The sequence below is a fragment of the Lysobacter sp. A286 genome (assembly GCF_054052105.1).
Genome location: NZ_JBSVRJ010000003.1, coordinates 253384 through 268772 on the forward strand (window position 1 = coordinate 253384; position 15389 = coordinate 268772).

Annotated in this window: 15 protein-coding genes, 1 tRNA gene and 1 pseudogene; 6 read left to right on the forward strand and 11 right to left on the reverse strand. The window is 62.0% G+C overall.

Annotated elements, in window-relative coordinates; all coding sequences use genetic code 11:
- Positions 1-42: 42 nt before the first annotated feature.
- From ACW7G0_RS12800 to ACW7G0_RS12810, 3 genes are all read right to left on the reverse strand, one after another.
- Complete coding sequence (locus ACW7G0_RS12800) at positions 43-1578, reverse strand: PH domain-containing protein (protein WP_456990144.1); 1536 nt, start codon at positions 1576-1578, stop codon at positions 43-45.
- Positions 1571-2044, reverse strand: coding sequence for a PH domain-containing protein (locus tag ACW7G0_RS12805; RefSeq protein WP_456990146.1), 474 nt, complete (start codon positions 2042-2044; stop codon positions 1571-1573). Before ACW7G0_RS12805 ends, ACW7G0_RS12800 begins: the two co-directional genes overlap by 8 nt.
- A 125-nt stretch (positions 2045-2169) precedes the next feature.
- Positions 2170-3111 (reverse strand): lauroyl acyltransferase, encoded by a 942-nt coding sequence (locus ACW7G0_RS12810; protein WP_456990147.1) that lies wholly within the window; start codon positions 3109-3111, stop codon positions 2170-2172.
- 50 nt (positions 3112-3161) lie between these two features.
- Between ACW7G0_RS12810 and dtd the strand changes: the two genes are divergently transcribed.
- The 3 genes from dtd (at position 3162) to ACW7G0_RS12825 (ending at position 5850) form a co-directional block, all read left to right on the forward strand.
- Positions 3162-3602 carry a D-aminoacyl-tRNA deacylase gene (gene dtd, locus ACW7G0_RS12815; RefSeq protein WP_456990149.1) on the forward strand — a complete coding sequence of 147 codons (441 nt, stop codon included), beginning with the start codon at positions 3162-3164 and terminating at the stop codon, positions 3600-3602.
- Between the two features lie 102 nt (positions 3603-3704).
- Complete coding sequence (gene rpoD / locus ACW7G0_RS12820) at positions 3705-5681, forward strand: RNA polymerase sigma factor RpoD (protein ID WP_456990151.1); 1977 nt, start codon at positions 3705-3707, stop codon at positions 5679-5681.
- Positions 5682-5777: 96 nt separating this feature from the next.
- Positions 5778-5850, forward strand: a tRNA-Ile gene (locus tag ACW7G0_RS12825).
- A gap of 68 nt (positions 5851-5918) precedes the next feature.
- On the opposite strand, the gene ACW7G0_RS12830 is transcribed toward ACW7G0_RS12825, so the two are convergent.
- The 5 genes and pseudogenes from ACW7G0_RS12830 to ACW7G0_RS12850 form a co-directional block, all read right to left on the reverse strand.
- Positions 5919-6758, reverse strand: coding sequence for a hypothetical protein (locus ACW7G0_RS12830; protein ID WP_456990190.1), 840 nt, complete (start codon positions 6756-6758; stop codon positions 5919-5921).
- 51 nt (positions 6759-6809) lie between these two features.
- Positions 6810-7226: pseudogene (locus ACW7G0_RS12835) on the reverse strand (TniQ family protein); the annotation flags it as partial.
- A gap of 23 nt (positions 7227-7249) precedes the next feature.
- Positions 7250-8335, reverse strand: a complete 1086-nt coding sequence (locus tag ACW7G0_RS12840; RefSeq protein WP_456990153.1) for an ATP-binding protein — start codon at positions 8333-8335, stop codon at positions 7250-7252.
- On the reverse strand, positions 8329-10722 hold the full coding sequence (locus ACW7G0_RS12845) for a TnsA endonuclease N-terminal domain-containing protein (RefSeq protein ID WP_456990155.1): 2394 nt from the start codon (positions 10720-10722) through the stop codon (positions 8329-8331). The genes ACW7G0_RS12840 and ACW7G0_RS12845 overlap by 7 nt, the downstream gene beginning before the upstream one ends.
- Before the next feature lie 225 nt (positions 10723-10947).
- Entirely contained in the window at positions 10948-11244 is a 297-nt protein-coding gene (locus ACW7G0_RS12850) for a DNA-binding protein (protein WP_456990157.1), read from the reverse strand.
- A gap of 40 nt (positions 11245-11284) precedes the next feature.
- On the opposite strand from ACW7G0_RS12850, the gene ACW7G0_RS12855 reads away from it, so the two are divergent.
- The 3 genes from ACW7G0_RS12855 to ACW7G0_RS12865 all read left to right on the forward strand — a co-directional run bounded on the left by ACW7G0_RS12855 (position 11285) and on the right by ACW7G0_RS12865 (position 13120).
- Entirely contained in the window at positions 11285-11695 is a 411-nt protein-coding gene (locus ACW7G0_RS12855) for a helix-turn-helix domain-containing protein (RefSeq protein ID WP_456990189.1), read from the forward strand.
- The gene (locus tag ACW7G0_RS12860; RefSeq protein WP_456990159.1) at positions 11692-12003 is read left to right on the forward strand and encodes a hypothetical protein; all 312 of its coding nucleotides are present in this window, start codon (positions 11692-11694) and stop codon (positions 12001-12003) included. The genes ACW7G0_RS12855 and ACW7G0_RS12860 overlap by 4 nt, the downstream gene beginning before the upstream one ends.
- 325 nt (positions 12004-12328) lie before the next feature.
- Complete coding sequence (locus ACW7G0_RS12865; protein ID WP_456990161.1) at positions 12329-13120, forward strand: metallophosphoesterase family protein; 792 nt, start codon at positions 12329-12331, stop codon at positions 13118-13120.
- A gap of 565 nt (positions 13121-13685) precedes the next feature.
- Here the strand turns inward: ACW7G0_RS12865 and ACW7G0_RS12870 are convergent.
- From ACW7G0_RS12870 to ACW7G0_RS12880, 3 genes are all read right to left on the reverse strand, one after another.
- The gene (locus ACW7G0_RS12870; RefSeq protein ID WP_456990163.1) at positions 13686-13976 is read right to left on the reverse strand and encodes an HAD family hydrolase; all 291 of its coding nucleotides are present in this window, start codon (positions 13974-13976) and stop codon (positions 13686-13688) included.
- 359 nt (positions 13977-14335) lie between these two features.
- The gene (locus tag ACW7G0_RS12875) at positions 14336-14647 is read right to left on the reverse strand and encodes a BPSL0761 family protein (RefSeq protein ID WP_456990165.1); all 312 of its coding nucleotides are present in this window, start codon (positions 14645-14647) and stop codon (positions 14336-14338) included.
- A gap of 295 nt (positions 14648-14942) precedes the next feature.
- A partial coding sequence (locus tag ACW7G0_RS12880; RefSeq protein ID WP_456990167.1) for a tyrosine-type recombinase/integrase occupies positions 14943-15389 on the reverse strand: 447 nt, incomplete at its 5' end.

The window sequence follows — 15389 nt, forward strand, 5'->3', positions numbered from 1 at the left end:
ACCGCAGTTGGTGAGGGCTGGCGCGCCTGCGCGGCAGCTGAGTCACCACCGCAGCCGTCGATGCGCCAACTCGCCGGACAGCCGCTGGTAAATCGCCACCGCCTGCGCTTCGGGCACGAACCGGATCCGCAACGGAAGCGACGTCGCGCCGGCACCGGCGGTGTCCAGCCACACCGAGGCGGTACCGCAATAGCGGTCCAGCGGGTTGCGCGACAACCGCAGTGCCTGCAGTTTGTCGATCTCGGCAAACCGCCAGTGCCGGTCCAGCCAACCCTCGCGCACCGCGACCAGCTCGTCGCCCAGCGCCCAGGCGGCCCACGCCGCTCGCCGCCGTGCCTTGAAGGCGGCCCACGGCAGCCACGCCAGCGCGAGCAAGCCCCAGCGGCCAAATTCCGATCCCAGTAGCGCAGCGACCAGCAATGTCAGCGGCAATGACGGCAGCCATCGACGCAACCAGCTGATCACCGGCACCGGCTGCCAGTCGAGCTGGTCCCAATGCCCGCGCGGCAGCAGATTCCGGATAAGGTCGGCGCATTGCCGCGGTGTGGCAATGGGCGCGATATCGCGCAGCGCACGCGACTGGTTTTGCTGCTCGGCCACCGCGGTGTCGACCTTCAACGATTGCCGCCCCAGCCAGCGGTGCATCAACCCCTCGTGCAGGGTTCCAGCCTGGATCCGGCGGCGCGACGCGCTGGTGCGCCAGCGGCCCAACAGGCCGCGTTCGACGGTCAGCCGGCGATCCTGCTCGCTGAGCCGAAAGCCGTAGTACTGCAGCAACGCCAGGGCGACCGACAGCAACCGCAATAGCAGCACTACCAGTACCACCAGACTGACCGCGGCGAGTGCAAACTCGGCAGTGCCAAAATGGCGCTCGTCGGCCCAGCCAAACAGCGTCTCTCCCCATTGCTCGAACACGCGTGGCATCAGCTCACCGTTGAACTGGGCGATACCGCCGAATGCCGCCGCCAGCAGGATCAGCCCGCGGTTGGACACCAGTCCCAGCCGCAACACCTCACCCATTGGCAGCTCCAGCAACGTGGCGCTGGCCGTTGTGGTGGTGGGCGCGATTGTGCCGGCGCTGGAGCGGGCACGGCGGCGCACCAGTGCCTCAAGCGCCAACGCATCGTCGAGCTTGAGCACCCGCATCTCGGCCTCGGGCTTGGTGCCACCGGCCGATTCAAGCCGTACCTCGGCGACGCCAAAAAACCGATGCAGCAATGATTGCTGCAAGGCGACATTGTGGATGCGGACAAACGGAATCACCCGCACGCTGCGCTCCAGCAGGCCACTGCGCACCACCAACGCATCCTCACCGACGCGGTAGCGGTAGGTGAAGTAGTGCCACAGCGACACCAGCGCCAGCGCGCCGACGCCGATCAATGGCCACCACGCGCTGTCGCCGTAGCCCCTGGAGCCGCCGCCGCCGAATACCAGCAGGGCCAGCAACGGCACGATGAACTGCCTGAGTTGTGCCAGCAGCACGAACAGCCACGACATCGGATGCAACCGGTGCTCGACGTCGCCGGCGTTGTCCAGTGAGGTCTCCGCCGGGGCGTGGCCTGGCTCGGCGTCAGTCATCGTCGCCGTCGTCGATCTGGTGGCCGAGACGGTCACGCAGCCGTTCGGCATCGTCCGCGTCCAGGTTGGGCACGGTCACCGCGCTGTGGCGGGTCCCGGCGGTGTGGACGACCAGCGTTGCCAGCTGGCGGCGGCGTTGCAGCGGGCCGCGTTTGATGTCCAGGTGCTGGACCCGGCTCGCCGGCACCCGGGTCTCGTGTTGCCACAGTTTTCCACGGCGCAGCGCCAAGCCGTTTTCATCGAGTCGCCAGAACGTGTGGCGGTATTGCTTCAAGCCGAGCCACAGGCCGAATCCGCCGCCCAGTGCCGCCCCCAGTGCCGCGGTGGCGATCGCGCCAACCAGGGACAGCTCGATGGCGGCGGTGGCCACCGCAAAGGTAACCAATCCCGCCAGGGCGAGCGCGGGCACCGTGCCGAGCAGGAACAACGCCCGCGAGCGTGGCGGCAATGGCTGCCACGCGGACACGTCCGGTCGCCCGGGTCGATCCGGAGAATCAACGGGTCCAACCGGGTCTGTCGCCGGGTCGCGGCTCATCGTGAGTGCCTGTGCATCGGGATTCCCCTGGTTGGCCGTGGTGGCGCCGGCCTACGCTAGCGCCGGTAGCACTCCGGCCAGTACGGATTCTCCTCGCCGCAACCGGATGGCTGCCGCGAGAAACGTTTGTAGGTCCATTGGTACTGCGCCGGGTCGCGTCGTGCAACGCGCTCGATGGCCGCATTGAGTGCAGTGACACTGACTTTGGGGTCGGGGTCGGCCACCGCGGCGGGGGCCGGCACGATATGCAGGGCGAACCGCGGCCCCTCGTTGCCGGTTCCACCGTCGATCCGTTCGCACCAGGCGACCACGACCGTGGCGCCGCTGCGTGCGGCGAGCCGGCCGAGCAGGGTCATGGTCAAGGCCGGGATGCCGAAAAACGGGCCGAACTCGCCATCGCCCAGCTTGGGCTGCTGGTCGGGCAGGATGCCGACCACGCCGCCACTGGCCAGTCGCTTGAACAACTGGCGCACTCCCGCCCCTTCGGCGCGGACCTGGGTCACCCGCGCGGCAGCCCCGTCATCGGCGCGCACCCGTTGCAGGAAGGCCTCGCCAATGGCCGAGTCCGGCGGCGCGTACAGGATCGCCAGCGGCGTGCGCGAGGCGAGCCACTGGTTCAACAGCTCCCAGTTGCCGTGATGCGGCGCGGCAACGATGATGCCCTTGCCGGTCGCGAGTGCGGCATCCAGGTGTTCCGCACCGTGTGTCTCGCTGATCAGGGCGAGGTTCTCCGCATGCGGGCGGGTCCACAGCCGCAGTGTCTCGATCACCTGTCGCGCGGTGTTGCGCAGGATCGATTGGCGCAGTTGGTCGCGCTGGCCGGGTAGCAACTCGGGGTAGGCCAAGGCCAGGTTGCATGCGGTCACCCGCGCTGCGCAGCTGTTGGCGCGCAGGCTCCGCGCCGCCAACGCGTCACCCAGCCGATACAGCCACCGCCACGGCAGCCGGGTCAGCGCAGCGACCATCAGATACAGCAAGTGGGCAACAAAATTCGTCATCGCCAGCAGTGTAGCTACCCCAGCCACGCCACGGTCGGTATCGTGTGCCGATGCTTGCCCTCATCCAGCGCGTCACCCAGGCCAGCGTCCATGTCGACGGTGAGTTGATTGGTGCCATCGGCCCGGGTTTGCTGGCGCTGGTCGGTATTGAGCCCGCGGACGGGGACGCGCAGGTCGCGCGGATGGCGGAGCGGCTGCTTGGCTACCGGGTGTTTGCCGACGAGCAGGGCCGCATGAACCTGAGCCTGGGCAATACCGGAGGTGGATTGTTGCTGGTCAGCCAGTTCACCCTGGCCGCGGATACCTCCAGTGGCATGCGGCCGGGCTTCAGTACCGCCGCGGCGCCCGACCTGGCTGAACCGGTGTTCAACCAATTGCTGCAAACCTGCCGGGCCCGGCACCCTGCAGGGGTGGAAACCGGCCGCTTCGGTGCCCATATGGTGATAGGTCTGGTCAATGATGGCCCGGTCAGCTTCCTCCTTCGGGCCTGATCCCCGGCGCCATCCCCTGCCACAGCTTGCTTTCAGGCGGTGGCGCCAGACGCTGGTATAATAGAAGGTTCCTTCCTCCCCATTACATGGTGGCGCAGCCGTATGGCAAACGAACGTCAGGCTCCCCAGTCCGATATCAAATCGCTGATCAGCAAGGGCCTGGAACAAGGCTACCTGACCTACGCGGAGGTCAACGATCACCTGCCCGACGATATCGTCGATGCAGAGCAGATCGAAGACGTCATCGCGATGATCAACGGCATGGGCATCGAAGTGCACGAAGTTGCACCCGATGCCGACACGCTGTCGATCGGCGACAGCAGCGCCAGTGCCCGCGAGGTGGACGAAAGCACCGCCGAGGAAGCTGCGGCCGCATTGACCAGCCTCGACGCCGAAGGTGGTCGCACCACCGACCCGGTGCGCATGTACATGCGCGAGATGGGCACGGTCGACCTGCTGACCCGCGAGGGCGAGATCGAGATCGCCAAACGCATCGAAGATGGCCTGAACCAGGTCCAGGCTTCGGCTGGCCTGTTCCCGGGCACGATCGAGTTGATCCTGCAGGATTACGAGCTGCACAAGGCGGGCAAGAAGCGTCTGGCCGAGTTGCTGGTTGGTTTCCTGGACCAGCTCAACGACCCGACCGTGGCGCCGCCGCCGCGCGAGGCGATGTCGATCAGCCCGGAAGAACGGCAGGAGGAGCTGGACGCCAGGGCCGCAAGGGAAGATGCGCGGGCCGCAAAGCAGGCCGCCAAGGAAGCAAGGGAAGCGGCCAGGCAGGCCGAAAAGGGCAGTGATGACGATGCCGACGAAGATGACGACGAGGACGAGGATGATGATGACGTCGCCGATGACGGCCCGAGCGGCCCGAATCCGGCCGAGGTCACCAGTCGCTTCGAGTACCTGAGCGGGCTGTACGCCAAGTTCGAGAAGGCCTACGCCAAGCACGGTCCGAGCCACAAGTCCGTGACCAAGCTGCGTGAGGACATGGCCGAGGTGTTCGTCACCCTCAAGCTGCCGTTGCCGCTGATCGATGCGCTGGTGCAGAACATGCGCGACACCCAGGCCGAGATCAAACGCCACGAGCGCCGGATCCTGGACCTGTCGACCCGCGTCGCCAAGATGCCGCGCAAGGACTTCATCCGCTCCTGGGATGGCAACCAGACCAACCTGGAGTGGGTCGACGAGCTGCTCAAGCGCAAGCAGAAGTGGGCCTCCGGCCTGCGTGACGTCAAGGACCAGATCATCGCCGAGCAGGAGGCCACCATTGCCACCGAGCTGGCGATGCGCATGACACTGGGCGACCTGCGCGACATCAGCCGCACCATGGCCTATGGCGAGACCCGGGCCCGCAAGGCCAAGCGCGAGATGGTCGAGGCCAACCTGCGCCTGGTGATCTCGATTGCCAAGAAGTACACCAACCGCGGGCTGCAGTTCCTCGACCTGATCCAGGAAGGCAACATCGGCCTGATGAAGGCGGTCGACAAGTTCGAGCATCGCCGCGGCTTCAAGTTCTCGACCTACGCCACCTGGTGGATCCGCCAGGCGATCACGCGCTCGATTGCCGACCAGGCACGCACCATCCGCATCCCGGTGCACATGATCGAGACGATCAACAAGCTCAACCGGATCTCGCGCCAGATGCTCCAGCAGTACGGCCGCGAGGCGACGCCGGAAGAGTTGGCCAAAGAGATGGAGATGCCCGAGGACAAGGTTCGCAAGGTGATGAAGATCGCCAAGGAACCGATCTCCATGGAGACCCCGATCGGCGACGACGAGGACTCCCATCTGGGTGATTTCATCGAGGACACCAACGTGGAGTCCCCGGTGGAGGCGACGGTCAACATCAACCTGACCGAAACCGTGCGTGACGTGCTGTCCGGCCTGACCCCGCGCGAGGCCAAGGTGCTGCGCATGCGCTTCGGCATCGACATGAACACCGACCACACCCTCGAGGAAGTCGGCAAGCAGTTCGATGTCACCCGCGAGCGGATCCGCCAGATCGAGGCCAAGGCGTTGCGCAAGTTGCGTCATCCGACCCGCTCGGAGCAACTGCGCAGCTTCCTCGACATCGAGTAAGCCGCGCCAAAACGTAACTCGGTCCCCGTACTACCCGAAGCCCCGCCAAGTGCGGGGCTTCGCTTTTCCGCAGGCTACAATTGCACTCCGCGATGCGGGCCCATAGCTCAATGGTTAGAGCAGAGGACTCATAATCCTTTGGTTCCAGGTTCGAGTCCTGGTGGGCCCATTTTTCGATGGCCATCTCGCTGCGCTGCCTGTGCTGGAAAGCATAGATTGGCCGGGATGGACAAATTGTCATTTCTGGAAAGCATAAGCGGTCCGGGAGGGTTCCTGGGGCTCAAGAGCCGTTAGGGCGGGGAGCCACCATTGAAGGATTGCTTCCCGCAGCACGTTCTTGGGCAGGCCGGTTTCCTTCATCAGGTCTGCCAGAAGCCCCTTTCGGGAAAGCGGCTCGGTGTGTCTCAGTCGCCACGTGTGGATGCCACTGAAGGTGGCCTCCCGAGCGCGAACCTTCTTGCGGTTGAGTTCAGCGGCCAGATGCGCCTTACAGAACAAAGAAAGGCGGTTCACTAGGCCGGGGAAGTGGTAGCGCATGGCCCCGACGGTCGTTCCGATGTTTCGCGCGGCTTGTCTGAGAGATGTGGGAGCGCCCGCGTCCAGTGTGGCCAGTAGGTACTCCTCGATCGCCTTCGTATCGACTTTTGGCCCACGCTTACTTGGCAGCATAGGCTGTGGCAAGGACTGTTCTGCCGCGAAACCAAACGAACGTATGGAAGGTGGCTCTCCCTCCAGCAATTCGCAGATCGGCACTTCCAGCAAATAGGCGATCCGACGTGCGGCCGGCAAGGTCACCGGCTCGCTGGCAGATGCGTACCTGAGGCAGTCGTCGCGGGGAAGCTTCTCCCACAACGCTAGTTCTCGTTCGCTCGCCCAAGCTTCGTTGAAGAGCTTGTCGACGTAACGATTGACAGCCCCTTCGGGGAAAGGGGAGCTCCTGTGAACCAGGTCGGCGACGAATCTGACTAGATCCGGCGCCGCAGACTGGGGGTCGGGCTCGATGACATCATCAACACTCACCCGGTCCAGGCGCGCCGCGCAGTGCTGGCAAGCTGTGAAGCTGGCCCAGCGATTCACTGGGCGAGCAAGCCGGTTGCAACTTGGGCATCGATCCCGGAGCAGTATGCGGTGGGTGGCACAGGTCTTTAGTCCCTCCAGGAACCACGTGAGCTTCAGATACGCGGAACCTTGTTCGATCTCCTGCTCACCCAGGCAGGCAGGGCACCACCGAATGGTGCGGACGTAAGTGCTTGGTGACCGTTTAAGCGAGGGCAAGAGGTGCACGAATGTCCCCTGAGTCAACATGTCGAGGGACTCGATGACATGTTGCGCGGTGCACTCGAGAATTCCCGATGTGGTGCCATTCGGTCGTACAAGGCCAGCAAAGGGTTGGGACTGGACCCCTGCTGCCAGATCAATGCCTGGCTCCCTATAGTCAGCCAACAGCAGTCGTAACAAATGGCCGGTGGTGATGCCATGGCTGGAGGCAAGACGTATGAGGTAGGACGGGAATGCCTCGACGTCCTGTGTTCCCGTCCCGAGCATCCTTAGGGGAAGCAGCCCAAGCACTAGCCTCGACCGCCCGCAGGGCTGCGCCGCGACTTCCGTTGGAATGGCCGTCGCTTGGGGGCCGGCTTCTTGGTCGAGGCTCTGGAGGCACTATCAACTGCATGGCCTTGGGTTGGTGGGACCGGGCGCTCGTGGGCCCGTTTGAGGTCTTCTTCCCCGATCAAAATTTCATTGAGAAGGTCACGCTCCTGCAACGCGGGAAGCCGAGTGGAGTTGAGCCTGTCTAGCGTTACCACTTCTGCGCCATCGCTCAGCATTGAAGCCAAGCATGCTCGGATCCACTGTGACAGCAGCCCAACGCAGCCCAGTGATCCCTCAAACAAGGTGCGATTCCAGCTGCTTAACGACTCGGCTCCTTCGAATCGAAGAAGTTCGCTGAACTCACGTAGCACCTGTTCCCAGTCCTCCACCTGGGAGCGAGAAGTGGCCTGGTAACGAGCGAAGTTGAGAGGCTGTTGCCGGCCGACGAGGTGAGGCGCCAAGCCTAGCAGGGGAAGAAGCTTGTAGGACCCGGAGAGCACTAGCTTGACTTTGGACTTGCTCGCCATGCACTTCCAAGAATCGAGTATCCGCGTGGCCGCATGGTCTCCGCCCGGGGCGTACTGAACGTGATGGGCTTCGTCAATAACTAGGTATTCGGTCTGCCGCATTTCCAAGGCGCGCTCAAAGGCCGCTCGCAAAGTTGCCTCAGACGTTCTATGCAACAGTTGATCGTGCTTGAACCCCCAGTCGTCATCCTTCGCTTGGACGCCATAGATGGGGTGATGGATTGCCTTGAGGCAGGCGGCCATGAACGCCTTGGTGGAGAACTCACCATTCTTGGCTGAGTTCTCCGCCTCAACCACCACGACACGCATTCTGCCGTCAGCCTCCGGCACATTCATTTTCGGAACGGAAAGTGCATCGTTGGTGCACCGAGATTTTCCGACACGGGAGGGACCAACCAAGACAATCAGCTCCCCAGGCCAGATGGCGCGGACCCCAGCACGGATGCGTTTCCGGATGTGGACATAGTTTGTATGCTCGACTTTGCGATCCTTGATCGCGTCGATTGCCTTTAAGATCCAGTCTGCGTTCTTCACCATTGTGGTGTTTCCAGCTTGCTGAGCTCGCTCGACGCGGCTTGAGTGAAGAAGTCCTCTGGGGGTGAAGATTGATCGGGCGCTGGCGCTGGCGCTGGTGTCATGGTGGAGGCCCAGGATCCGGTAGGGTTTGACTGACGTGCGCGAACGGCGTGAACCAGATTTCGGTCGGCATCAAGCTTTGCCATTTCACGCAATTTGCTTCCGTCCAACATGACGACGCCTTCGACGGCTTGCGCAAGAGGTGTCTGGGTGGCATAGGTAGGACCTCGTGGCGCATGGCACGTCACCCAGCTTTCTTCGACTAGTGCATAGACCCGGTAAGGATCTTCAGGATCAATTCGCACCTCAGCGGTGCGGCGATTTCGCAGTTCCGACAATCTAGGGTGCCAATAATGAAAGGCGCCGATATGTAGGCCGCGCTGGGGGTCTAGCGCGTAGGCGCCGTCGTCTACCGCCGAGGCAATTACGAAGGTGTCGTCGTAGGCGATCTCGCGCCCTGAGCAGCCGTACTGGCTCAGTCCTCGCTGCATCAGAACGCCAGGCGCCGCAAGGCTGGATTCGGTGGCGTAGGAGTCGAACCATTCGTTGAATTCAAGGAGATCTTCCCAGAGGTCCAACAATGTCAGGCAAGCATGCTTTTCCGGCCTATGGCTACCTGAAACGCTTCGTATCTCCTTGACAGATACCTTGTTTCCCGATCGGGTAGACAGCCATAGATCCTTGAACTGACCAAAGAAGCGTTCGCTCTCGCTTCCGTACCGTGGATGTCCCGAGGGTCGGAACATCAGGTTGACCTTGCAGTGCGCCAGCAGTCCGGAAAAATATGTGGAGCTAAATTCGGCGCCGCGATCCACCACAATGGTTTCGGGCAGTCGCCCGTGCAAGCGTAAACATTGGCGAATGATCAGCGCACAGTTGCGACGGCTTGGTGGCTTAAGGGTTAGCCATACGGCAAGCACGGACTTGGAATAGCAGTCGCGCAGAACGGTGAGCCACGGTTGCATGGCGTATGTCATGTCGTTGGCGTCAAGTACTTCGCAGTACAGGTCGACCAGATAGTGGTCGCAAGACGCCAACTCAAATGGTCTGCTGGCTTGGAGTGCGCGATCTGCGACGTCGGTGGGCTGATCTGCGGCGTTGGCAGCACGGTTGCCGCCGCGTGCCCCCGCTAGTTCGTCCTTGACCCCAGAGAGAATATTTCGAAACGAAGGTTTACTCAGTGGCGCGTAGTCGGGATGAAATTCCTCCGCTTCGGTTCGATAAATGCGATTCAATGCGCTGGGAGTGGGCCGCGGATCGACCGGCCAACGTGCTCTGATCACATTTTCGGCGAAGGCCAGTACAACATCGGGCCGTTTTGGCTTTCGGTTGCCTGAAAGGTGATGCTTCGGAGTCACGGCTACCACTGGCGAGAAGCCGGCCAACTCGCCGTCCCTGATCTTTCTTCTCCACCGCCTCGTATTCCGACTGGACACAGCGTCGCGGTCCAATTCCTCGACAATGGCTACACCTCGCTTGAGGTGACGAGTCGAAGGTAGATGCAACCGGCCGGCATGTCCTGTCAGTTGCCGACTGGAATCCCGAGACAGCTCCTGCCAGGCGCAATAAATCGCTTCATGAAGAAGATCGGGATCGTCTGTGATGAAGCAGGCATCAGGCTGAGTCAGTGCGAACTTCGACAGGTCGGTGAAGAGGCGCCGTCGTGCCAACAATCCCAGCAGGGGCGTCAGATCGATGAGGCCAAGAGCTTTGGCCAAGGTTCCGAGTGAAGTGACGCCCGACTTGCGCAGGTGCAAAAGGCACGCATCAGTTAGTGTCTCATCTGCGCAGGGCTTGTCCAGAGACCGGATCAGCAGTGCCAGGTTGGAGGTGCGCTGTCGGCATAGTTGATCGCTGGACACCACCTTGTGAGGAATACCGATTGAAGAAAGGCCTTCCTCTGCGGCGAGGTCGTGATAGACGCCATCCTCCAGCGTCCAGTCGGCGGACTTTGCGACTAACGCATCCAGGGCGGCTTTGGGTTTGATCTGTGCGACGAACGGGCCGTCCTTGTGCAGCACGAGTACGTCTGGTGTGTAGGTCGTGAGCTTGCGATTTCCTGACTTGGTTGAGCGATAGCAGTCAATTTTGGGTGGCTGTTCGTAGAACGCCAGAACATCAGGCTCAAAGTCCAGATGGATGGCGTATGCCAACTCGCCGGTCCGACTCTCCGTGTTGACGGAGAAACCCATTTTGCGTGACTGGTATTCGGTTTTGATGCACGTGTATCCGTTGTTTCCTACGTCTCTGGCCAGATCAGCGGCTGCGTAGCGCAAGTAGTCGGTGGCATCCTGCGCCAGTTCATGGCCGACGATGTAAGCATCCAGATCGGTGCGCGAAAACGACATAGCGATCCCCTTTGCCACAAGCGGCAAGTTCGTTGCATGAGAGGTCGCCCGCGACGGATCCAAGGGTGGGGCTGTCGATCGGACAGCACCGCACCTCCCTAGATCAGCGGGACTTGCAGTCAAGTCGAACGGGGGGTTACAGTCAGGACACGCGCTACCAACGCAGTCCAACGATGACCCCGGCCCCTAGCCGGGGTTTGTCGTTCTGGCCCCCGGCTGGTCAGCTCATAGGGGCGTCCTCCGATTCGGTATGGGCTGCGCGCCCGCTGATCGAGCATCACCCCGCGGTTCGTTGGGGTTTCGCAGCAGCATCTCAACGTCAGCAGTAGGCGCTTTGGCCTTGAGGCCCAGCGCCTGGGCAACTCGATGCGCTTCTCCGCGCCGGCCTTTTGTGCGCCCCGCTAACACCGCGTAGACGCTTCCTCGTCGGAAGCCGTGCGTATCAGCCCATTCTGAGATAGCTAGGCCAGACGTTTCGAACGCCTCGCGGATGTCGTCAAGCGTTTGCAGTGGCGCGAGCATGGGTTGGGCTGGTGGCCGTAATTCTTTACACTATGTACAAATGATAGCAAAAAGACAAGATTTCCGACCTTTTGGCGAGCATCTCAGGATCGAGCGGCGTCGTCTGGGCGTGAACCAGACGACTCTTGCCGAGGTCGGGGGGGTCAGCAAGGCCACTCAGGTGGCCTATGAAGCCGGTAGCACGCGGCCCGATGCGGCATATCTGGCCAAAGTCGCTGATGCCGGTGTAGACGTGTACTGGTTGCTGACAGGACGCAGGTCCGCTCCCACCATTCAGTGGGGGCTTCTCTTCGAGATCCGCGATCTCATTGACGAGTGGGCGGCCGAGCGCGGCAAGCAGACCTCACAAGCGGAGCGGGATGGGCTGCTCCGGAACCTCTACGCGCAGTTCTGCTCCGAGCGCCAGATAGATCCGGAGCAGTTAGCGGCGACCTTCAGGTTGGTTGGATGAGCCGCCCGGATGGCGACCGGCGACTGAGCGAAAGAGAGCGCCTTGAGATTCGCGAGGCCCTCCGGGCACAGGATGAACGAACAGGCAGCCGGATCGCGCGGATCGGACGCATCCTCGCCCATCCACCAAATGAAGCTGGCGATGTCAGGCGCTACCGCTTTGGCATAGCGATGCTGGGCCTTGCCATCTTCCAGGTGTTCCTTGTGGGGGCCCTTCCGGACGACGACAGGCGCTGGATATTTCTTGGTTTTGCGTTTCTCACCGCGTTCGTCGGCGCATGGCAAATCGATAAGGCCCGGCCGAGTTGACCAACCTTCCTTCGCGCTTACCCAAGTTTTCACGCAGCTCGACAACCTCATAAGCGTGAAACAGGGGCAACCGATAAGGCGATGTCCACTTCCGGCCGTAAGCGGGAGTAGGAGGGGTTGGGATTAGGGCTGGTTATCGCGGGTAGGGGAGGGCTGCTGCCGACCCGAAGCGGACCTGAAATTGGCGCGCTAAGCTGCTTGCTGCACTGCCTCGCATCTCGTAAAGCTTGGGAGCACTCCACCCTGGGTAACATCGGGGGTTGAGTGCGGGCGCACCGAGCAGTGATCGATCACTTCGGCCGCCGCCCTCCCTTGGAGCCTACCGATGATGCGCCTGCTGATCCTGTCCGACCTGCACCGCGAAGTCTGGGGTGAGACGCCCGTCGGCATCGATTTGGCGGTCAGTTGTCCTGACGTCGTGATCCTGGCCGGAGACATCGACAGTGGCGCGCGCTGCGTGCAATGGGCCGATAACACTTTCCCGGGTATCCCGACGCTCTATGTCAGCGGCAACCATGAGGGCTACGGCAACCGTATCGACGCCGTCGAGCGAGGTATCGCGGAGGCCTGTGCGACATCTTCGACGGTCGAGTATCTGCAGCAAAAAGAGATCTTTATTGGCGGCGTACGCTTTCTGGGCTGCACCCTGTGGACGGACTTCGAGCTCTTCGGCGAAGACCGGCGCCACGAGGCCATGTCGGCCTCGCTCCGTGCAATCAATGACTACCGCCTGATCCGGCTCACCAACCAGGGCGATCGCACTCTTCACCCGGCTGACACCGCCGAATGGCACGACAGACACGCGTTCTGGCTTCGGAAGCGACTGGCAATGCCGTTCGACGGCCCGACCGTCGTCATCACCCACATGGCGCCTTCACTAGGTTCCGTAGCCTCGCGCTACCGAGATGACATTCTCTCCTGCGCGTTCGCATCGTGCCTCGAGGATCTCGTCTCACAGGCGGACCTGTGGATTCATGGTCACACGCACGACTCGTTCGACTACTCGGTTGGACGATGCCGCGTCGTGTGCAACCCGCGCGGCTATCCCGGCCGCGCTAGGCAGGCAGAGAACACTCGGTTCGATCCGAACTACGTCGTCCAAATTGGCGCCAGGTAAAGCCAAGGACGACCGCTCCTGGCGGCGGTTTCAACCGGTCAACGCAACAGCTTGTCGATATCGCTCGATGGATGTTTCTGGCAGACGGCGATGCAGGCCTATCGGGCTCCGCTGAAGTCGTCTCCGCCCGGCAACAGGCGGGAGTTAGCGGCGGCCCAACTCTCGACCGCGCGGAATGCCTTGTCCATCCGACTGTACCGGGCGCCGCGTTGGCGGTCGCGTTCTAGGTGGCGATTGATGCTGGCCCACCACCCATCGTTGTTGATCCGGGCCGTCACTCGGGCGATCTCTGTGTCGCCGTCGAAGAGGCCGTAGGCATCCAGGCGTTTTGCAGCTTCTGGATTGTGTGCTTGGAATGCAGTGGCACGGTGGGCCTCCCCTCATCTTTCGACTGTGACAGAGATCCGGGACACTGCCAACCAATCAGCGATCTTGGTCTTTCGCTCGCCGGATATCTTTCATTTCTGTCTTCTAACATCGACTCGCACGAAAATCCGATATGTTGAATGCGGATAATATGGAAGCTGCGACTCCTTGGCGCGCAGCAGAGCTTTCTGGTCTACAGCTACAATCCAAGTTCGCGACTAAGCAACTCGTCAAGGCCCTCGTTGGACCGATTGAGTAAAGCGGCCCTCATTCCAAACGCGACCAGTCCTTCGACGTCAGCTCGTGGACTGTCGCCTACAAAAAGTACGTGTTTAGGCTGAACCGCCAGTGCTTCGGTGACAGCGCGGTATATGGCCGGGGCAGGTTTGCAAGCACCGACATAGCAACTCAACACGTAGGCGTCGAGGCCAGGAAGCAGTTTCCTGACAGCAGGAGCATAGGCAGCCGCAACGTTGCTGCAGATTGCCACGCGAATTCCTCAGGACCGGAGCTTGCTTAGAACTCCCATCACATCAGGATAGAGGCTCAGGGCCTGCAGCTCCGAAGCCACCTCTCTTTCCAGCACAGGGATAAGGTAAGCCATCCCCATTTTTGTGGCGACAGTCTGGATCGACTCCTTACGTAACAGGAACTGACGCCGCTCCCCCGCAGGGCGAGCCGATCATAGGCACTACGTCGCCGAGGTGCTGGCAGTAGTGTGGTACCGAATGCGTCGAGGATTACAGCCATCATGGCGTGACCTTAGCTCGCAATGGCGACGGGCACGTCAAGTGCCCAGCACCCGATGCGAAAGCCTTAGAAGAGGGAGCCTCTCGCGGATGTCGACGATTAGTCCTCTGGCCAACTCAGTCTCGTGGAGTAACGAAGGGGGCCCAACCGGCAGTCATCGGCCCACTCCGGGTGCGCGTCGGGATCCTCGAGCCCAACGCTGCTCCAAGGACCAGGATTGGCCATGGACGACACCTGCTCAATGGTTGGGAAGTGCCGTGCGATCTGCACGGCGTGCTGCCTGATGGAGAGAGGTAGGCTTTTGTCTCTTGCGAGCTCAATCAGGAAGCCGCCGGCCCAGACAAGCGCCCTCGACCTTTCATTTGGCATCGTCACGGTGAATCCTCGTTGCGGTGAGCTTGAGACCAACATGTCACCAAGCCGTCGCACAGCCTGCGATTTTTCCTACAGCAATGGCTTTGTGGAGGTTGTTTCGCCGCCTATCAGCGCTCTGGCGCTCCGCGGCGAGTTTCGCTCCCGTTTCGGACGGCTTCTTGCTAGCTATTGTGCGGATTCCGGTACAGGTGACTTTCCATACCGGTTGCCGCTGGCGGGCGCGCTGGGCGCTGTTCAGCGCCTGCCAGTGACCAAGCGATTGGTGTTGACCGACCGCGCGAATGACGGTTGTCGACCCGAAGCGGACATCGGCGTCCGTATCCGCGACTCGTTAGAGCATGTCGAGTCTGTCCAACGGGCTGACAGTTCGTCGGGCGGCATGCTCCACGTGGGTGTAGATCATCGTCGTTTTCAGATTGCGGTGGCCCAGTAGCAGCTGGATGGTGCGGATGTCTGTCCCCGCTGCCAAGAGGTGGGTGGCGAAGGAATGTCGCAAGGTATGCACCGACGCATGCTTGTGTATCCCCGCCTGTTCCAGCGCGACCTTGAAGGCGGCCTGCACCCCGGTTTCGGACGCATGCCAGCGCAGCCGCCGCGCCGTTTGCGGGCAGGTTCGAGCCAGGCGGGAGGGAAATAGGAACTGCCAGGTCAGGCTTTGGCTAGCGCTTGGGTACCTTCGATGGAGGGCGTTTGGCAGCGGCGCGTACCCCCAGCCTCGGGCAGTATCCCGACGGTGGAGGGTGGCCACGCGAAGTAATTGTCGCTGCAGCGGCTGGAC